General features: G+C 74.7%; 13 protein-coding genes. 11 read left to right on the top strand and 2 right to left on the bottom strand.

The annotated features are described in order from the left end of the window. Nucleotides 1-38 precede the first annotated feature (38 nt). Complete coding sequence (locus MT994_RS16550) at nt 39-287, top strand: WhiB family transcriptional regulator (protein ID WP_021481972.1); 249 nt, start codon at nt 39-41, stop codon at nt 285-287. Nucleotides 288-433: 146 nt separating this feature from the next. Here MT994_RS16550 and MT994_RS16545 read toward each other — a convergent pair whose 3' ends face one another. Beyond that, the gene (locus tag MT994_RS16545) at nt 434-1,915 is read right to left on the bottom strand and encodes a PAS domain-containing sensor histidine kinase (RefSeq protein WP_043653374.1); all 1,482 of its coding nucleotides are present in this window, start codon (nt 1,913-1,915) and stop codon (nt 434-436) included. Nucleotides 1,916-2,049: 134 nt separating this feature from the next. Here MT994_RS16545 and MT994_RS16540 point away from each other — a divergent pair, with 134 nt between their 5' ends. The 7 genes from MT994_RS16540 to MT994_RS16510 all read left to right on the top strand — a co-directional run bounded on the left by MT994_RS16540 (nt 2,050) and on the right by MT994_RS16510 (nt 10,401). Beyond that, nucleotides 2,050-2,550: a DUF2505 domain-containing protein gene (locus tag MT994_RS16540; RefSeq protein WP_021481970.1), complete on the top strand. Its 501-nt coding sequence runs from the start codon at nt 2,050-2,052 to the stop codon at nt 2,548-2,550. A gap of 291 nt (nt 2,551-2,841) precedes the next feature. Next, nucleotides 2,842-4,176: an ABC transporter substrate-binding protein gene (locus MT994_RS16535; protein WP_031315704.1), complete on the top strand. Its 1,335-nt coding sequence runs from the start codon at nt 2,842-2,844 to the stop codon at nt 4,174-4,176. Nucleotides 4,177-4,292: 116 nt separating this feature from the next. Next, on the top strand, nt 4,293-5,417 hold the full coding sequence (locus MT994_RS16530) for a sugar ABC transporter permease (RefSeq protein WP_051027891.1): 1,125 nt from the start codon (nt 4,293-4,295) through the stop codon (nt 5,415-5,417). After that, nucleotides 5,414-6,334 carry a carbohydrate ABC transporter permease gene (locus MT994_RS16525; RefSeq protein ID WP_034651858.1) on the top strand — a complete coding sequence of 307 codons (921 nt, stop codon included), beginning with the start codon at nt 5,414-5,416 and terminating at the stop codon, nt 6,332-6,334. The genes MT994_RS16530 and MT994_RS16525 overlap by 4 nt, the downstream gene beginning before the upstream one ends. A gap of 135 nt (nt 6,335-6,469) precedes the next feature. After that, nucleotides 6,470-8,020 (top strand): family 1 glycosylhydrolase, encoded by a 1,551-nt coding sequence (locus tag MT994_RS16520; protein WP_354807119.1) that lies wholly within the window; start codon nt 6,470-6,472, stop codon nt 8,018-8,020. 67 nt (nt 8,021-8,087) lie between these two features. Then, on the top strand, nt 8,088-9,104 hold the full coding sequence (locus MT994_RS16515) for a LacI family DNA-binding transcriptional regulator (protein ID WP_061267473.1): 1,017 nt from the start codon (nt 8,088-8,090) through the stop codon (nt 9,102-9,104). An 82-nt stretch (nt 9,105-9,186) separates the two neighbouring features. Continuing rightward, entirely contained in the window at nt 9,187-10,401 is a 1,215-nt protein-coding gene (locus MT994_RS16510) for a crosslink repair DNA glycosylase YcaQ family protein (RefSeq protein WP_354807118.1), read from the top strand. Nucleotides 10,402-10,474: 73 nt separating this feature from the next. Here MT994_RS16510 and MT994_RS16505 read toward each other — a convergent pair whose 3' ends face one another. After that, entirely contained in the window at nt 10,475-14,011 is a 3,537-nt protein-coding gene (locus MT994_RS16505) for a bifunctional proline dehydrogenase/L-glutamate gamma-semialdehyde dehydrogenase (RefSeq protein ID WP_354807117.1), read from the bottom strand. Between the two features lie 53 nt (nt 14,012-14,064). Between MT994_RS16505 and MT994_RS16500 the strand changes: the two genes are divergently transcribed. The 3 genes from MT994_RS16500 (at nt 14,065) to MT994_RS16490 (ending at nt 17,138) form a co-directional block, all read left to right on the top strand. After that, nucleotides 14,065-14,814: a helix-turn-helix domain-containing protein gene (locus tag MT994_RS16500; protein WP_076405902.1), complete on the top strand. Its 750-nt coding sequence runs from the start codon at nt 14,065-14,067 to the stop codon at nt 14,812-14,814. A 90-nt stretch (nt 14,815-14,904) separates the two neighbouring features. Next, the gene (locus tag MT994_RS16495) at nt 14,905-15,705 is read left to right on the top strand and encodes an aldo/keto reductase (RefSeq protein ID WP_354807116.1); all 801 of its coding nucleotides are present in this window, start codon (nt 14,905-14,907) and stop codon (nt 15,703-15,705) included. An 86-nt stretch (nt 15,706-15,791) separates the two neighbouring features. Continuing rightward, nucleotides 15,792-17,138, top strand: a complete 1,347-nt coding sequence (locus MT994_RS16490) for a Glu/Leu/Phe/Val dehydrogenase (RefSeq protein WP_354807115.1) — start codon at nt 15,792-15,794, stop codon at nt 17,136-17,138. Nucleotides 17,139-17,211 lie beyond the last annotated feature (73 nt).

Below are 17,211 nucleotides of genomic sequence, written 5' to 3'. Positions count from 1 at the left end.
GCGACCAGGCTCCCCTCTGCCCGAAGGAGACGACGAACATGGACTGGCGCCACCGCGCAGCCTGCCTCGACGAAGACCCCGAGCTGTTCTTCCCCATCGGGAACACCGGCCCTGCTCTCCTCCAGATCGAGGAGGCGAAGGCCGTCTGCCGCCGCTGCGACGTCGTCGACACGTGCCTCAAGTGGGCCATCGAGTCCGGCCAGGACGCCGGCGTCTGGGGCGGTCTCTCCGAGGACGAGCGCCGCGCCCTCAAGCGCCGCACCGCGCGCGCACGCCGCGCCGGCTGAACACGACACGCTGCTCCGCCTCCGGGCGTCGAGCAGCACGACGGGCCGTCACCCTCCGGGGTGGCGGCCCGTCGTCGTGCGGTGCCTCCGCTCCACGACCCGTGCCGTGCGCGCCTCCGCGCGGCGGCCGCCGTCGTGCCGGCCGGTCAGCCCTGGCGGTTGCCGTCGCGCAGCACGAGCGCGAGCACGACCTGGGTGCCCCCGCCGGGCCGCGGCGACCACTCGATGGTGCCGCCGAGCTCGTTCGTCACGAGGGTCTGCACGATCTGCGACCCCAGGCCGCTCTTGGCGGCCTTGCCCGCCCGGGCGACGTCGCCGTCGGGCATGCCGACCCCGTCGTCCGCCACGACGATCCGCAGGGCCGAGCCCTCGCGCTCGACCGCGACCTCGACCGTGCCGGTCTCCTGCTTCGCGAGGCCGTGCTCGACGGCGTTCGTGACGAGCTCGGTGAGGATGAGCGCGAGGGGGGTCGCGTCCTCCGCGGGCACGAGCCCGAAGCTCCCCGTGCGGACGGTGCGCACGCTCGTGTCGGCGGAGGCGACGTCGGCCGCGAGGCGCAGCGCGCGACCGACCATGTCGTCGAACTCCACCTCCTCGTCGAGCGTCTGCGACAGGCTCTCGTGCACGAGCGCGATCGTCGCGACGCGGCGCATCGCCTCCTCCAGCGCGGCGCGCGCCTCGGGGACGTCCATGCGCCGGGCCTGGAGCCGCAGGAGCGCCGCGACGGTCTGGAGGTTGTTCTTCACGCGGTGGTGGATCTCGCGGATCGTCGCGTCCTTGGTGATGAGCTCGCGCTCCCGGCGGCGCAGCTCCGACACGTCGCGGCACAGCAGGACGGCGCCGATGCGCTGCCCGGACTCGGTGAGCGGGAGCGCGCGCAGCGACAGCGCGACGCGCTGCGCCTCGATCTCGGTGCGCCAGGGCGCGCGGCCCATGACGACGAGCGGGAGCGACTCGTCCACAGGGGTCTGGTGCTCGATGAGGTCGGCCGTCACCTCGGCGAGCGACCGCCCGACGAGCGGACCGATGACCCCCAGGCGGTGGAAGCAGCTCAGCGCGTTGGGGCTCGCGTAGAGGACCTCGCCCTCGGAGTTCAGCCGGATGAGGCCGTCGCCGACGCGCGGCGCGCCGCGACGCGGCCCGGTCGCGGCGTTCGGGAAGGGGAACTCCCCGCGCGAGATCATCGCGATGAGGTCGTCCGCGGCCTCGACGTAGTTGAGCTCGAGGCGGCTGGGCGTGCGCCCGCTCCCGAGGTTGGTCTGCCGCGCGACGACGGCGATCGCCTTCCCGGAGTGCAGCACCGGGATGGCCTCCTCGCGCACGGCGTACGCGCCGAACCAGCGCGGCTCGCGCGAGCGCTGCGACCGCACCTCGGTGAGCGCGCGCTCGAGCTGCGGGCGCTGGCCCTCCGGGGCGAACGACCCGACGATGTCGTCGTAGTGGACGGTCGCGCCCGTCGACGGCCGGCACTGGGAGACGGCGACGAAGTTGCCGTCGCTCGTGGGCAGCCACAGCACGAGGTCGGCGAACGCGAGGTCGGAGATCACCTGCCAGTCGCCCACGAGCAGGTGCAACCACTCGTTGTCCGCCGGGCTGAGGTCGGCGTGGCGGGAGATGAGGTCACTCATGGCAGACACGGACCCCAGCGTAGAGGGGCGCGACCGGTAGAGTCCCCTCAGCGCCCGCGTGCGCGGTCGCCCGAACCGTCAGCCGTCCCGTCGGCCGGCCCGTCACGGGCCGGCGCAGGGCCCGAGGAGGTCCCGTGCACCTGAGCGTCGAGCTCCGCTACCCCGCCCCCGTCCACGCCGTCGGGGCGATGCTCGCGGACGAGGAGTTCGTCCGCTGGCGCGCCGCCCGCTCGGGCGGCGAGGGCGCCCACGTCGAGCAGGTGGACGTCACCGGCGGGCCGGACGAGGGGTTCACCGTCACGGTGCGGCGGACGCTGCCCACGGACCAGATCCCGGCGCACGTCCGCTCGTTCGTCGGGGGTCGTCTCGAGATCCGGCAGGCGGAGGCCTGGGAGCCGGAGCGCGACGGCGAGCGGTCGGGCACGGTGTCGCTCGAGATCACGGGCGCACCGGTGCGCCTCACGGGCACCGTGACGCTCTCCCCGGAGGGGGACGGCACGGTCGAGCGCTACGACGGCGAGGTCAAGGCCAACGTGCCGCTCTTCGGCGGGGCGATCGAGCAGGCCGCGGCCGAGGCCGTGCGGACGGCGCTCGCCGCGGAGGAGTCCGCCGGTCTCGCGTGGCTGTCGCGCTGACCACCGACCGAGCGGCGCCCGGCCGGACCCGATCGGCGACCCGGCGACGCCGGCCCGGCGACCGGTCTCGAACCGGTAACGATTTCCACAGAACCCGACCAAGCGGTAGGTCGCCGTAACGCCCTGACCTGCGGCGATACCTCGGTGGGAGCGCGACCACACCCGTGCGGACCCGACCCAGGCTTGACACGGGTTCGGGCGGGAACGCACGATCAGGCCGTTGTGTGGAAGCGCTACCACATTGGAGGTGGGAGCGCTGCCACGACCCGCCCCACCGACAAGGGAGTCACCGTGCTGAGCAGCACCCGTACGACCCGCCGGCCCCGCAAGGCGATCGCCGCCGTCGCAGGCCTCGCGGCCATCACCCTCACCCTGACCGCGTGCTCGAGCGGCTCCGGCTCGGACGACGACGCGACGGGCTCCGGCGACGGAGACAAGATCACGCTCACCGTCGCGACGTTCAACGACTTCGGCTACACGGACGAGCTCCTCGCCGCGTACACCGAGGAGCACCCGAACGTCACCGTCAAGCAGACGAAGGCCGCCAAGTCCGAGGACGCGCGGACCAACCTCACCACGAAGCTCGCCGCCGGCGGCGAGGGCCTCGCGGACATCGAGGCCATCGAGGTCGACTGGCTCCCGGAGCTCATGCAGTACCCGGACCTCTTCACCGACCTCACCGACTCGTCGCTCGACGGCCGCTGGGTGGACTGGAAGGTCCAGCAGGCGACGACGACCGACGGCAAGCTCATCGGCTACGGCACCGACATCGGCCCGAGCGCGATCTGCTACCGCCAGGACCTCTTCGAGGCCGCGGGCCTCCCGAGCGACCCGGCCGGTGTGGCGGAGCTCCTCGGTGGCGAGGACGCCACGTGGGACGACTACTTCGCCGCGGGCAAGACCTTCGTCGCCGCGAGCGACTCGGCCTGGTACGACTCCGCGATGTCCATCTCGCAGGCGATGGTCAACCAGATCGACAACGCCTACGAGGAGTCCGACGGCACGCCCAAGGACCTCGCGTCCAACCAGCCGATCATCGACATCTACGACACGGTGCTCGAGCAGTCGACGACGAACGAGCTCTCCGCCGGCCTCGAGCAGTGGTCGGGCGACTGGGACGCCGCGTTCCAGAACGACGGCTTCGCGACGATGATCTGCCCCGCGTGGATGACCGGCCCGGTCGAGGAGCGCTCGGGCGGCGTCACCGGCTGGAACGTCGCGGACGTCTTCCCCGGCGGCGGCCTCAACTGGGGCGGCTCGTTCCTCACGGTGCCGGCCTCCGGCCCGAACGCCGAGGCGGCCAAGGAGCTCGCCGCGTGGCTGACCGACCCGGCGCAGCAGACGACGGCCTTCGAGAACGCGGGCACGTTCCCGTCGCAGCTCGAGGCGCAGGAGTCCGACGCCGTGCAGTCCTTCACGAACGACTTCTTCAACGACGCCCCGGTCGGCACGATCTTCGTCAACCGTGCGCTCGCGATCGACAGCGCGCCGTTCAAGGGCGCGAACTACTTCTCGATCCACACGACCGTCCAGGACGGCATCAAGCGCGTGGACGTCGAGAAGACGGACGACGCCGCCTCCTCGTGGCAGAAGACGCTCCAGTCCTTCCAGGACCTGGGCCTGTGACCTGACGGGGCCGGGGGCGGCACGACCTGCCGCCCCCGGCCCCGCGCGCGTCCGCCCGCGGACGACGCCCCGCACCCGCAGCCACCCAGCGCCACCGAGCAGCCCAGGAATCCCACATGGCCGTCCTCACGCCCACCCAGCCCTCGCCGGGGCTCAGCGGGCCGCCGCCGCGCACGCCGCGCCGCGTCGGCTTCTCCCAGCGCCTCAGCCGCTGGGACGTCAAGGTCTCGCCCTACCTCTACATCTCGCCCTTCTTCATCCTGTTCGCGATCACGGGACTCTTCCCGCTCGTGTACACCGCCGTGGTGTCGGTCTACGACTGGAACCTGCTCGGCGGCCAGGGCGACTTCGTCGGTCTCCAGAACTACACGGACGTCCTCGCGCAGCCGACGTTCTGGAAGTCCCTGCGCAACACCGTCTCGATCTTCGTGCTCTCGTCCGTGCCGCAGGTCATCGCCGCGATCGCGATCGCGGCCCTGCTCGACCAGAACCTGCGCGCCGCGACGTTCTGGCGCATGGGCGTCCTGCTGCCGTACGTCGTCGCGCCCGTCGCGGTCTCGATGATCTTCGGCCGCCTGTTCGCCGACCAGTACGGGCTCATCAACGAGCTGCTCGGCCTCGTCGGCGTCGACCCGATCCGCTGGCACGCCGACGCCCTCGCGAGCCACGTCGCCATCGCGTCGATGGTGAACTTCCGCTGGACCGGCTACAACGCGCTGATCTTCCTCGCCGCGATGCAGGCCGTGCCGCGCGAGCTCTACGAGGCCGCGATCATCGACGGCGCCGGGCGCGTGCGCCAGTTCTTCTCCGTGACCGTCCCCCAGATCCGCGCCACGATCATCTTCGTCGTCATCACGTCGACGATCGGCGGCCTGCAGATCTTCGACGAGCCGCGCATGTTCGACGCGCAGGGTCTCGGCGGCGCCGACCGGCAGTGGATGACGACCGTGCTCTACCTCTACGACGTCGCGTGGGGCAACCAGAAGAACTTCGGCCGTGCGGCCGCCGTCGCGTGGCTGCTGTTCCTGCTCATCATCCTCGTGGGCATCGTCAACTTCCTCGTCACCCGGCGGATCGCCACGTCGAACGCGCAGCCGCGCCCGCCACGCTGGGTGCGTCGCCGCCAGGAGGCGCGCAAGCGCCTGCGCGCCGAGGACGCCATGTCCGCGCAGCGTTCCGCCGCGGGGACCGAGGCGTCCGTCCCGACCGCAGCCAGCCCGACCGACCGGAGGAAGCGATGAGCTCCGTCCCCGTCATCGCCCAGACCGCCGGCCCGGGCGCGGCCCGCGCCGCGTCCCGCCGCCGGAGCGCCGGGAAGAACGTCGGCGGCACGCAGCGCCGCCCGCGCTGGGTCACGTACACCATCCTCGGGATCGTCCTGCTGATCTCGGTGTTCCCGCTGTACTTCACGCTGATCCTCGGCTCCTCGACGCCCGAGGAGATCTCGCGCAGCGCGCTGCCCCAGCTCCTGCCCGACGCGAGCCTGTTCGACCGGTTCGCCGACGTCATGAGCTCGGACGCGATCAACTTCTGGAAGGCCGCCTGGAACTCCGTGGTCGTCGCGGTGCTCACGTCCCTCTCGGTCGTGCTGTTCTCGACCCTCGCCGGCTTCTCGTTCGCGAAGCTCCGGTTCCGTGGCCGCGGCCCGCTGCTCGTGTTCGTCATCGCGACGATGGCGGTGCCCACGCAGCTCGGCGTCATCCCGATGTACATCCTCATGTCGGACCTCGGGTGGATCGGCAAGCTCCAGGCCGTCATCGTCCCCGCGCTCGTCACGGCGTTCGGCGTCTTCTGGATGACGCAGTACCTCGGCGAGGCGCTCCCGTACGAGCTCATCGAGGCGGCCCGGGTCGACGGCGCGTCCATGATCCGCACCTTCTGGTCCATCGCGCTGCCGGCGGCCCGCCCGGCCGCCGCCATGCTGGGCCTGTTCACGTTCGTGCAGCAGTGGACGAACTTCTTCTGGCCGTCCATCGTGCTCAACCAGAACAACCCGACGCTGCCGCTCGTGGTGCGGTCCCTGCAGTCGAACTTCTTCGTCGACTACTCGCTTGTCATGGCCGGGATCTTCCTCGTCACGCTGCCGCTCATCGTCATCTTCATCTTCACCGGCCGCCAGCTCGTGGCGGGCATCATGCAGGGCGCCGTCAAGGGCTGACGCCCGGCGCCCCGCGCCGCACGACCCGCCCACCACCCGGTGGGCGCGGTCCGTGCTGCGCGCCGACCGTCGCGCGGGCGGGCCCGACCGGCCCGCCCGCGTGCCATCCCGCGACTTCTCGAAGGACAATCGACCATGACCAGCTTCGTCCCGTCCGCGCCCCTCCCCCCGAACCCGGCGACCGCGACCGGACGCGTCGAGATGCCCCCGGGCTTCCTCTGGGGCGCCGCGACGGCCGCGTTCCAGATCGAGGGCGCGGGGCACACCGACGGGCGCACGGACTCCGTGTGGGACGCGTTCGCCCGCGTGCCGGGCGCCGTCGTGAACGGTGACGACGGCATGATCGCGTGCGACCACTACCACCGGTACCGCGAGGACGTCGCGCTCCTGCGCGACCTCAACCTGGGGACGTACCGGTTCTCGACGTCGTGGGCCCGCGTGCGCCCCGACGGCGGCGCGGTCAACCCCGCCGGGCTCGCGTTCTACGACCGCCTCGTCGACGAGCTGCTCGCCGCGGACGTCCTGCCGTGGCTCACGCTGTACCACTGGGACCTCCCCCAGGCGCTCGAGGAGAAGGGCGGCTGGACGTCGCGCGACACGGCGTACCTCTTCGCCGAGTACGCGGTGACGATGCACGAGGCGCTGGGCGACCGCGTCGGCGTGTGGACGACGCTCAACGAGCCGTGGTGCTCCGCGTTCCTCGGCTACACCGCGGGCGTGCACGCGCCCGGCCGGCAGTCGCGCGAGGACGGCCTCGCGGCCGCGCACCACCTGCTGCTCGGGCACGGCCTCGCGGTCCAGGCGCTGCGCGAGCGCGCGCCGGAGGCGAACCTCGGGCTCACGCTGAACTTCACGGTGTCCGACCCGGTCGACCCCCAGGACCCGGCCGACGTCGACGCCGCGCGCCGGATCGACGGCCAGTTCAACCGGATCTTCCTCGACCCCGTCTTCCACGGCGAGTACCCGGCCGACGTCCTCGAGGACGTCGCGCCCTACGGTCTGCTCGACCACGTCAAGGACGGGGACCTCGAGATCATCTCCACCCCGATCGACACGCTCGGGGTCAACTACTACAACGGCGGGGCGGTCTCGGCCCGCCCGCAGACGACGGCGCCCGGCACCGGGGGCGACGGCGGCGGTGGCACGCGCCCCGAGGGCGTCCGCGACGAGGAGGCCGACGCCGCGCCGGTGCGCCCGACGTCGTCCCCCTACCCCGCCGCGGACGGCGTGCACGCCCACTCGCGCGGCCTGCCGCGCACGGACATGGGCTGGGAGGTCCAGCCCGAGGGGCTGACGCGCCTCCTCACGCGCCTGCAGCGCGACTTCACCGGCCCGCGCGGCGTCGCGATGTACATCACCGAGAACGGCGCCGCCTACCCGGACCAGGTGGGCCCGGACGGCTCGGTCGACGACCAGGACCGGCTCGAGTTCCTCGACGCGCACCTGCGCGCGACGCGCGACGCGATCGACGCGGGGGCGGACGTGCGCGGCTACTTCGCGTGGTCCCTCATGGACAACTTCGAGTGGGCGCTCGGCTACACGAAGCGCTTCGGCATCGTCCGCGTCGACTACGAGACGCAGGAGCGCACCGTCAAGGCGAGCGGCGCCTGGTACGCCCAGGTCGCGCGCGACAACGCGATCCCGGCGCGCGAGACGCCGGCCGCGGACGCCGCCCCGGCCGAGTGACGGCGACGGTGAGGGCACGGTGAGCGGGGCGGTGCGGACCGGGGAGCGCGCGCGCCATACTGTCCCGATGAACAGCCTGCGCTCCGCGCCGACCCTGGACGAGGTGGCCCAGACGGCGGGTGTCTCGCGCTCGACGGCGTCGCGCGCCATCAACGGCGGCCTGCGGGTGTCGCCCGAGGCGCAGGCGGCGGTCGACGCCGCCGTCGCGCAGCTCGGCTACACGCCCAACCGCGCCGCCCGCTCGCTCGTGACGCGCCGCACGGACTCGATCGCCCTCGTGGTCCCCGAGCCCGACGAGCGCATCCTCACCGACCCGTTCCTCGCGGGCACGATGCGCGGCGTGAGCGCCGCGCTCGGCGGCACGGACCTGCAGCTCGTGCTGCTGTTCGCGCGCCCCGACGAGCAGCCGGGCCGCATCGTGCGGTACCTCAGCAGCGGCCACGTCGACGGCGCGATCGTCGCGTCGCACCACCGCGACGACGACCTCGAGGAAGCGCTCCTCGCGGCGCGCCTGCCCGCCGTGTTCGTGGGGCGGCCGTTCCACCCGACGCCGGACCTCCTGTACGTCGACGTGGACAACGTCGAGGGCGGCCGCCTCGCGGCGCGGCGTCTCGTCGAGGCGGGCCGGCGCCGTATCGCGACGATCGCCGGCCCGCAGGACATGACGGCGGGCGTGGACCGGCTCACGGGGTTCCGCGAGGTGCTGCGCGACGCCGGCCTGCCGGACGACGCGGTCGAGATCGGCGACTTCGCCGTCGCGGGCGGCGCGGCGGCCATGGAGCGCCTCCTCGCCGCGCACCCGGACCTCGACGGCCTGTTCGTCGCGTCCGACCTCATGGCCGAGGGCGCGCTGCGCGTGCTCGCGGCCCACGGCCGCGACGTGCCGCGCGACGTGTCCGTCGTCGGCTTCGACAACCTCGCCACCGCCGCCACGACGTCGCCCCCGCTCACCACGGTCCAGAACCCCATGGTCGAGATGGTGCGCGGCGCGACCGACCTTCTGCTCGACCTCGTGGGGGGCCGCGGCGACGAGATCGCGTCGCAGGTCCTCGCGCCGGAGCTCGTCGAGCGCGACTCCGTCTGACCCCGCGCCGTCCGCGGCGCCGCGCGGCACCCGAGGCGTGGGGGGCCGAGACGCTGTGGGCGGTCGCTCGTAACCTGGCGTCGTGCACCCGTCCACGGAACCGGTGGCCACGCTCTCGCGGGCCGACGTCCTCGCCGCGCGCTGGCACGCCCACGAGCTCGACCGGGCGCCGGGCGCGGCGGCCGCGGTGACGGACGTCGCCGTCCTCGACCTGGGCGTCCAGGACACGGGGTCCGACGGCGCCGCGTGGGCGCTCGCCGTCCGGGGCGCCCCGCCCGTCGCGCCCGGCACCCTGCCGCCCGACCTCGCGCTCGCGTGGACGCTGCGCGGCGCCCCGCACGTCTACCGCCGCGCGGACCTCGCCGACGTCGCGACCGCGACGGCGCCGTTCTCCGAGGCCGACGCCGCCAAGCGGGTCTACGACGCGAGCCGACCGCTCCGCGCGGCGGGTGTCGCCGTGCTCGACGCCCTGCGCACCGAGGCGCGGCTCGAGCGCGACCTCGTCGAGTCGCCGACCGTCAAGGGCGACCTCTCGACGCGTCTCACCGCGCGGCTCCCGGAGCCGCACCTGCGCTGGTGCGGGCCGTGCGGCGCCACCCACAGCTACGAGCAGACGTTCCGCCTCGCGGCCCTGCAGGCCGGGCTCGAGCTGGAGCCGGGCTCGTCCCCGCCCGTGCTCCGGCGCGTCCCCGGCCTCGAGCCGCCGCTCTACGGGCGCCTCGGCGGGGACGCCCCGCCGCGCCTGGACGTCGTGCGCGGCTACCTGCGCTTCTTCCCCGCCGCCGGCGTCCAGGACGTCGCCGCGTTCCTCGACGCCCCGGTCAAGGACGTCCGGAGCCGGTGGCCCGACGACGCGGTCCGCGTCGAGGTCGCCGACGTCGAGCCGGGTCCGCGGCCGACCGAGCGCTGGGTGCTCGCCGAGGACCTCGGTCGCGTCACGGGCGCCGCCGCGCGCGAGCGCGACGCGCGACCCGCGCCCGGTGCCCCGGCCGTGCGCCTCGTAAGCCCCTACGACCTGTTCCTGCAGCTGCGCGACCGCGCGACGCTCGTCCCGGACGGCGCGCGCGCCAAGGACCTGTGGCGGGTCCTCGGCCGACCCGGGGCCGTGCTCGCGGGCGGCGAGGTCGTGGGCACGTGGCGGCCCCGCGCGTCGGGCCGTCGCCTCACGGTCCTGACCGACCCCTGGGTCCCGTGGGACGCCGGGCTCGCCGACGCCGTCGCCGAGCAGGCGGAGCGCCTGCGCGCGCACCGCGACGCGGCGTCCGTGACCGTCTCGCCGGTGCCGGACGCGCGGTAGCGACCGGGGTGCGGCGCGGTCGTCGTGGGAGGTGCCCGGCGGTGGCCGAGCCCCTCCCGCGCGCCGGGAGCGGTCAGCGCTTCACGTGGCCGTACCGGTGCGTCGTGCGGCTGACGGCCTGCTCGTGGAGCACGGCGAGCAGCTCGCGGCGCCCGCTCGCGACGACGGGGTGGTCGAGCACCGTGACCTCGCCGACGCGCTCGGCCGCGGCCTCGTGCAGCCCCGGCGCGGAGCCGACGACGCGGACCCGACCCCGGACGGCGCCCGACGCGACGCGGCGCGCGAGCTCCTCGTCGCTCACCGCGGCGTCGCCCGCGCTCGGCACGACGACGGCCGGCACGCCCGCGGTGCGCGCGGCGTGCAGGACCCGCTCGACCTCGACGGGGAGCGCGTCCGCGCCGACGCGCACGGTGAGCACGTCGACCGGGCGGTAGCGGAAGACGTTCGCCTCGACGTGCAGGCCCGAGGGGTCGTGGCCCACCGAGAACTCCCGCTCCCACCAGCGCATGTCGTCGGCCTTCGCCCACGCGAGCCACGCCTCGGGCGCGGTCTCGCGCGCGGGCGGCGCCGCGTCGTGCGTGCTGTCGGTGCCCGACGCCGACGCGCTCGTCGAGGTGCCGGGCGCGTCGCTCCAGCGCCCGAGCTGCGCGACGTAGTTCGGCCCGCCCGCCTTGGCGCCCGGCCCGACGGCCGACTGCTTCCAGCCGCCGAACGACTGCCGCTGCACGATCGCGCCGGTGATGTGCCGGTTGACGTAGGCGTTGCCCACCTGGACGGCGTCGAGCCAGCGCTCGACCTCGGCGTCGTCGAGGCTGTGGATGCCGCCGGTGAGGCCGAACGGGACCGCGTTCTGCAGCGCGATCGCCTCGTCGAGGGTCGCGGCCGTCATGATCCCGAGGACCGGCCCGAAGTACTCGGTGAGGTGGAACGGCGACCCGGGCGCGACGCCCTCCTTGAGACCCGGCGTCCAGAGGCGGCCCTCCAGCTCCGGCCCGCCGTCCAGCAGCCGCGGCCGCACGAGCCAGGTCTCCCCCGGCTCGAGCGTCGTCAGGGCGTGCAGCAGCTTGCCCGACGCGGGCTCGGTGAGCGGGCCCATGGTCGTCGCGACGTCGGTCGCCGGACCGACGGCGAGCGAGCGCACCGCGTCCACGAGCTGGCGCCGCACCCGGCGGCCCGTCTCCGTCCGCGGGTCGCCCGCCGAGCCGACGAGGATCGCGAGCGACGCGGCCGAGCACTTCTGCCCCGCGTGCCCGAACGCCGACCGCACGAGGTCCGCGACCGCGAGGTCGAGGTCCGCCGACGGCGTGACGACGAGCGCGTTCTTGCCCGACGTCTCGGCGAGCACCGGGCGCGACGGCTTCCACCGCGCGAAGAGCTGCGCGGTCTCGATCGAGCCCGTGAGCACGACGCGCGCGACGTCGTCGTGCGTGACGAGGCGGGTGCCGAGCTCGTCGTCGGGCACGCGGACGTACTGCACGACGTCGGTCACCGAGCCCGCGTCCAGCCCCGGGAAGTCACCGGGCGCCGCGGCCACCGCGTCGCGCAGGCCCGCGTGGACCGCCTCGACGGCGACCTCGAGGCAGCGCGGCGTCGGCGGCGCGGGCTTGGCGAGCACGGCCGACCCGGCCGCGAGCGCCGCGAGCGCCCCGCCCACGGGGATCGCGACGGGGAAGTTCCACGGCGGCGTGACGAGCGTGACGCCGTCGGGCGCGAACCGGGCGCCGGGCACGTGGTCCAGCTCCTCGGCGGAGCGCGCGTAGTAGCGCGCGAAGTCGACGGCCTCGCTCACCTCGGGGTCGGCCTCGGCGACGGTCTTGCCGGGCTCGTGCACCATCGCGGCGACGAGGTCGGTGCGCGCCTCCTCCAGGCGCCGGGCAACGGCGCGCAGCGCGGCGGCGCGGGCCGCCGGGGCGACCTGCGACCACGCGGCGGTCGCGCGCACGGCGGTCGCGACGGCGTCGTCCACCCGGGCGGTCGTCGTGAGCTCCGGTGTGCGGACGGGGACGAACCCGGAACCGGTCCCGGTGACGTGGCGGGCCCAGTCGCGCGAGGCGGCGACGGCCGGGTCGGTGTCGGGGGCGTTCGCGAACCCGGCGTCGGTCCCGGCGCCGACGGCGGGCCGGGGCGTGCGGCGCGGCGCGACGTCGGTCTCGGCGTAGTGCACCCCGTGGCGCACCGACGCGCGGAACGCGGCCTCCTGGCGCTCCATGGGGCTGCCCGCGGGCGACCCGTCGGGCGCGAACATGGCGTGCAGGAAGTTCTGCTCGGCGGCGTTCTCCTCGAGGCGGCGCACGAGGTAGGAGATCGCGACGTCGAAGTCCTCGTCGCGCACGGCGGGCGTGTACAGCACGACGCGCCCGCCGCGCCCGGCGTGCGGGCCGCTCTCGACGCGGTCGGCCGCGACCTCGTCGCGCACGGCACGCGCCTCGCCGGGGGCCATGCCCTGGAGCATCTCGACGTCGAGCGCATGGCTCACGCCGCGGGCCCGGCCGAGGAGCACGGCGAGCGCGACGTGGAAGAGGTTGTGGCTCGCGACGCCGATGCGCACGGCGTCGGTCCGCGGCGCGCGCAGGGCGTGGTCGAGGAGGCGGACGTAGTTGGCGTCGACGTCGGGCTTCGTGGGGTAGGGCGCCTGCGGCCAGCCGTGCAGCTCGGCCTCGACGGCCTCCATCGCGAGGTTCGCGCCCTTGACGAGGCGCACCTTGATCGGCGCTCCCCCGGCGGCGACGCGCTCGGTCGCGAAGCGGGTGAGCCCGTCGAGAGCGCCGAGCGCGTCGGGCAGGTACGCCTGGAGCACGATCCCGGCCTCGAGGTCGTGCAGGTCGTCGTGCGCGAGGATCTCGCGGAAGACCGCGGTCGTGAGCGCGAGGTCCTTGTACTCCTCCATGTCGAGGTTGAGGAAGACGCCGTGGTCGCGCGCCGCCTGGTACAGCGGCAGCAGCCGCTCGACGACGCGGGCGCACGACCCGTCGAGGTCCCACGTGACGAGCTGCGACGCGACGGACGACACCTTGACCGACACGTAGTCGACGTCGGGGCGCCGCACGAGCGCGAGCGTGCGCTCGAGGCGCGCGTCCGCCTCGGCCTCGCCGAGCACGGCCTCGCCGAGGAGGTTGACGTTGAGCGCGTAGCCCTCCGCGCGGGTCCGGGCGAGGTGCGGGCCGAGGCCGCGGCCGGCGTCGGCCACGAGGTGGCCCACGAGCTGGCGCAGGCGCACGCGCGCGGCCGGCACGACGACGCGCGGCAGCACCGGCGCGACGCCCGCCCCGACGCGCAGGAGGGACCGGTCGACCGGCCCGAGGAACGACCCCGCGCTGCCCGCGAGCTCGCCGAGGCGGCCGAGCGCCCGCGCGGCGACGTGCACGTCCTGGGGGCGCGCGACGTCGTCGACGAACCGGACCGCGAGCTCGAGGCCCGCGGGGTCGGAGACGAGCGCACCGAGCCGCTCGGCGGTCTTGCGGGCGCGCGCGTCGCCCGCTCCCTCGCTGGCGGCGAGCCAGCGCCGGGCCAGAGCGACGGCCTCCTCGACGAGGTCGTCCGGGGAGGTGAGGCTCGTGTCGCCGACGGCTCCGGGGGTGGGGAGCGGCCGGGCGGGCGCGTCGTTGCTCATCCCTCCAGGGTGCCTCGGGTCGCGGTGGCTCGTCTTGTACGATCCGGGGCGACATGGCACCCGTCCGCGACAACCTGTGGCCCGAGGGCATGGCGCTCCTCGCCGCCCTCAGCCCCGCCATGGTCGCGCTCATGGACGAGCTGCCGGACACCATGTTCTGCGCGAAGGACGTCACGGGCCGGTACGTCGCGGTCAACCCGGTGTTCGTCGCGCGGACGAACGAGCGCTCGCGCCGCGCCGTGCTGGGCCGACGCGCGCGCGACCTGTTCGTCGCACAGCTCGCCGAGCGCTACGAGCAGCAGGACGCCGAGGTGCTGCGCGGGCGCGCGCTGCGCGGCGAGCTCGAGCGCATCCGGCGGCTCGGCGGCACGTCGGGCTGGTTCCTCACCTCCAAGCTCCCCGTGCACGACGACGCCGGTCACCTCGTGGGGATCGTCTCGGTCTCGCACGACCTGCGGGCGGGCGCGGCGGACGACGCGACGATGGACTCCCTCGCCGCGCTCGTCGCCGCGGTCGAGGCGGACCTCGGGGCGCGCTGGACGACGGCGCGGCTCGCCGAGGCGGCGGGGTGCACGCCCGCGGTCCTCGACCGGCGCGTGCGGCGCGTGTACGGCGTGACGCCGCGCCAGCTCGTGCTGCGCACCCGGGTCGACCACGCGACACGCCTGCTCGCGGGGAGCGCCGTGTCGATCGGCGACGTCGCGGCGGCGAGCGGGTTCTACGACCAGCCGTCGTTCACGCGCACGTTCGCGCGCCTCGCGGGCGAGACCCCGGCCCAGTACCGGCGCCGCACGCGGCGCTGACCGTTCCCGCCCGCGCGACGGCGGGCGGGCCCGCGGTGCCGAGCGCGCCCGCGGTGGCGAGGGACGGCGTCGGGCACGGAGACTGACGGCATGACCTCCGCAGACCCCGCCCCCGTCCCCGCGGTCGAGCTGCCCGGCGGCACGATGCCCCTGCTCGGCCTCGGCACCTGGCAGTCCGAGGGCGACGACGCCTACCGCGCCGTGCGCCACGCGCTCGACGTGGGCTACCGGCACGTCGACACCGCGACGGGCTACGGCAACGAGGCGCAGGTGGGGCGCGCGCTCGCCGACTCGTCCGTCGACCGCGCCGACGTGTTCGTCACGACCAAGCTCCCGCCGGACGCCGCGGGCCGCGAGCGCGAGACGCTCGAGGCGTCGCTGCGCGACCTCGGCACGGACCACGTCGACCTGTGGCTCGTCCACTGGCCGCCGGCGGGCGAGGCGTCGCCGTGGGTGTGGGAGCGGTTCGTCGAGCTGCGCGACGAGGGCAAGGTGCGTTCGATCGGGGTGAGCAACTACTCCGTCGAGCAGGTCGACGTGCTGTCCGAGCAGGTCGGCGAGACGCCCGCCGTCGACCAGATCCCGTGGAGCCCGGCCGACTACGACCACCGGGTCGTGCACGAGCTCGCGCAGCGCGGCGTCGTGCTCGAGGGGTACAGCCCGTTCAAGCGCACCGACCTCGACGCGCCGGTCCTCGCCGAGGTCGCGGCCGCGCACGGCGTCACCCCCGCGCAGGTCGTGCTGCGCTGGCACCTCGACCACGGGTTCGTCGTCATCCCGAAGTCCGTGACGCCGGAGCGGATCGAGGCGAACTTCCGGGTGACCGGGTTCTCCCTCACCGCCGACGAGCTCGCGGCGGTCGACGCCCTCGGGCACCGCCGGGGCGTGTGAGGGGCGAGCGACCGCGCCGGGGGTAGCGTGACCCTCGGTGCCGCACACCCCCGCGGCACCGAGGAGAACCTCGAACCGGAGGAACCGTGACGACGACGTCCGTGCCGCCCGCCACCACGAGCGACGGCCCCACCCCCACCGACAGCACCGATCTCCCCCGCGGCACGCGCCGCTCCCCCGACGCCGGCGCCCCGGCGTCCGCGCTCGACACCGCGCACGCGCAGCTCGCCGGCGCGGTCCGCTTCCTCGGCTACGACGACGGCCTGCACGAGATGCTCGCGACCCCGCGCCGCGAGGTGAACGTGGCCGTGCCGCTGCGGCGCGACGACGGCCGCACCGTCCTGTTCCACGGCTACCGCGTGCAGCACAACGTCTCGCGTGGTCCGGGCAAGGGCGGCCTGCGGTACGCGCCGAGCGTCGACATCGACGAGGTCCGCGCGCTCGCCATGTGGATGACGTGGAAGTGCGCCCTCGTGGACCTGCCGTACGGCGGCGCGAAGGGCGGCGTCGCGATCGACCCGCGCTCCTACTCCGACGCGGAGCTCGAGCGCGTCACGCGCCGCTACACGTCGGAGATCATGCCGGTCATCGGGCCCGAGCGGGACATCATGGCGCCCGACATGGGCACGAGCGAGCGGACCATGGCCTGGGTCATGGACACCTACTCCGTCAACCAGGGCTACACGATCCCGGCGGTCGTGACGGGCAAGCCCATCACCGTGGGCGGGTCGCTCGGTCGCACGACGGCGACGAGCGCCGGGGTCGTGCACGTCACCGCCGCGGCGCTCGAGGAGGCGGGCGTGCCGCTGTCCGACGTGCGCGTCGCCGTCCAGGGCTTCGGCAAGGTCGGGTCGCACGCGGCCGCGATCTTCGCCGCCCGCGGCGCGCGCGTCGTGGCGGTCTCCGACCAGTACGGCGGGGTGCACGCCCCGGACGGGCTCGACGTGCGGGCGCTGGTCGAGCACGTCGCCGCGACGGGGAGCGTCGTGGGCTTCGACCGGGCCGACCCGGTGGACAACGACGCGCTGCTCGCGCTCGACGTCGACGTGCTCGTCCCGGCCGCGGTCGAGGGCGTGCTCGACGGCGACACCGCCCGCACCGTGCGCGCGCGCTGGGTCGTCGAGGGCGCCAACGGACCGACGACCGCCGAGGGCGACCGCGTGCTCGCGAAGAACGGCGTGACCGTGGTGCCGGACGTGCTCGCGAACGCGGGCGGCGTCGTCGTCTCCTACTTCGAGTGGGTCCAGGCGAACCAGGCGTACTGGTGGACCGCGGACGAGATCGGCGACAAGCTCGAGCACCGCATGCTCCACGCCTACGAGGAGGTCGCGGGTCTCGCGCGCCGCGAGGACCTCAGCCTGCGCGACGCGGCGCTCGTCATCGGCGTCCAGCGCGTAGCAGAGGCCCACCAGATCCGAGGCCTCTACCCCTGAGGCACCAGACTCGGCCCCGCCGAGCACGGGGTCCGCGACCGTCCTGGGCTCGATCCGGTCGCGGAGCCCGTGC

Origin of the sequence: Cellulosimicrobium sp. MI9406 (assembly GCF_040595865.1) — a bacterium.
In the GTDB taxonomy this organism is placed as follows: Bacteria; Actinomycetota; Actinomycetes; order Actinomycetales; family Cellulomonadaceae; genus Cellulosimicrobium; species Cellulosimicrobium funkei.
This window is presented reverse-complemented; position numbering and strand designations above follow the sequence as displayed.

Coding starts and splice junctions, on each gene's coding strand:
- MT994_RS16550 (WP_021481972.1), top strand. CDS start 39: ATGGACTGGCGCCACCGCGCAGCCTGCCTCGACGAAGACCCCGAGCTG.
- MT994_RS16545 (WP_043653374.1), bottom strand. CDS start 1,915: ATGAGTGACCTCATCTCCCGCCACGCCGACCTCAGCCCGGCGGACAAC.
- MT994_RS16530 (WP_051027891.1), top strand. CDS start 4,293: ATGGCCGTCCTCACGCCCACCCAGCCCTCGCCGGGGCTCAGCGGGCCG.
- MT994_RS16525 (WP_034651858.1), top strand. CDS start 5,414: ATGAGCTCCGTCCCCGTCATCGCCCAGACCGCCGGCCCGGGCGCGGCC.
- MT994_RS16520 (WP_354807119.1), top strand. CDS start 6,470: ATGACCAGCTTCGTCCCGTCCGCGCCCCTCCCCCCGAACCCGGCGACC.
- MT994_RS16515 (WP_061267473.1), top strand. CDS start 8,088: ATGAACAGCCTGCGCTCCGCGCCGACCCTGGACGAGGTGGCCCAGACG.
- MT994_RS16505 (WP_354807117.1), bottom strand. CDS start 14,011: ATGAGCAACGACGCGCCCGCCCGGCCGCTCCCCACCCCCGGAGCCGTC.
- MT994_RS16500 (WP_076405902.1), top strand. CDS start 14,065: ATGGCACCCGTCCGCGACAACCTGTGGCCCGAGGGCATGGCGCTCCTC.
- MT994_RS16495 (WP_354807116.1), top strand. CDS start 14,905: ATGACCTCCGCAGACCCCGCCCCCGTCCCCGCGGTCGAGCTGCCCGGC.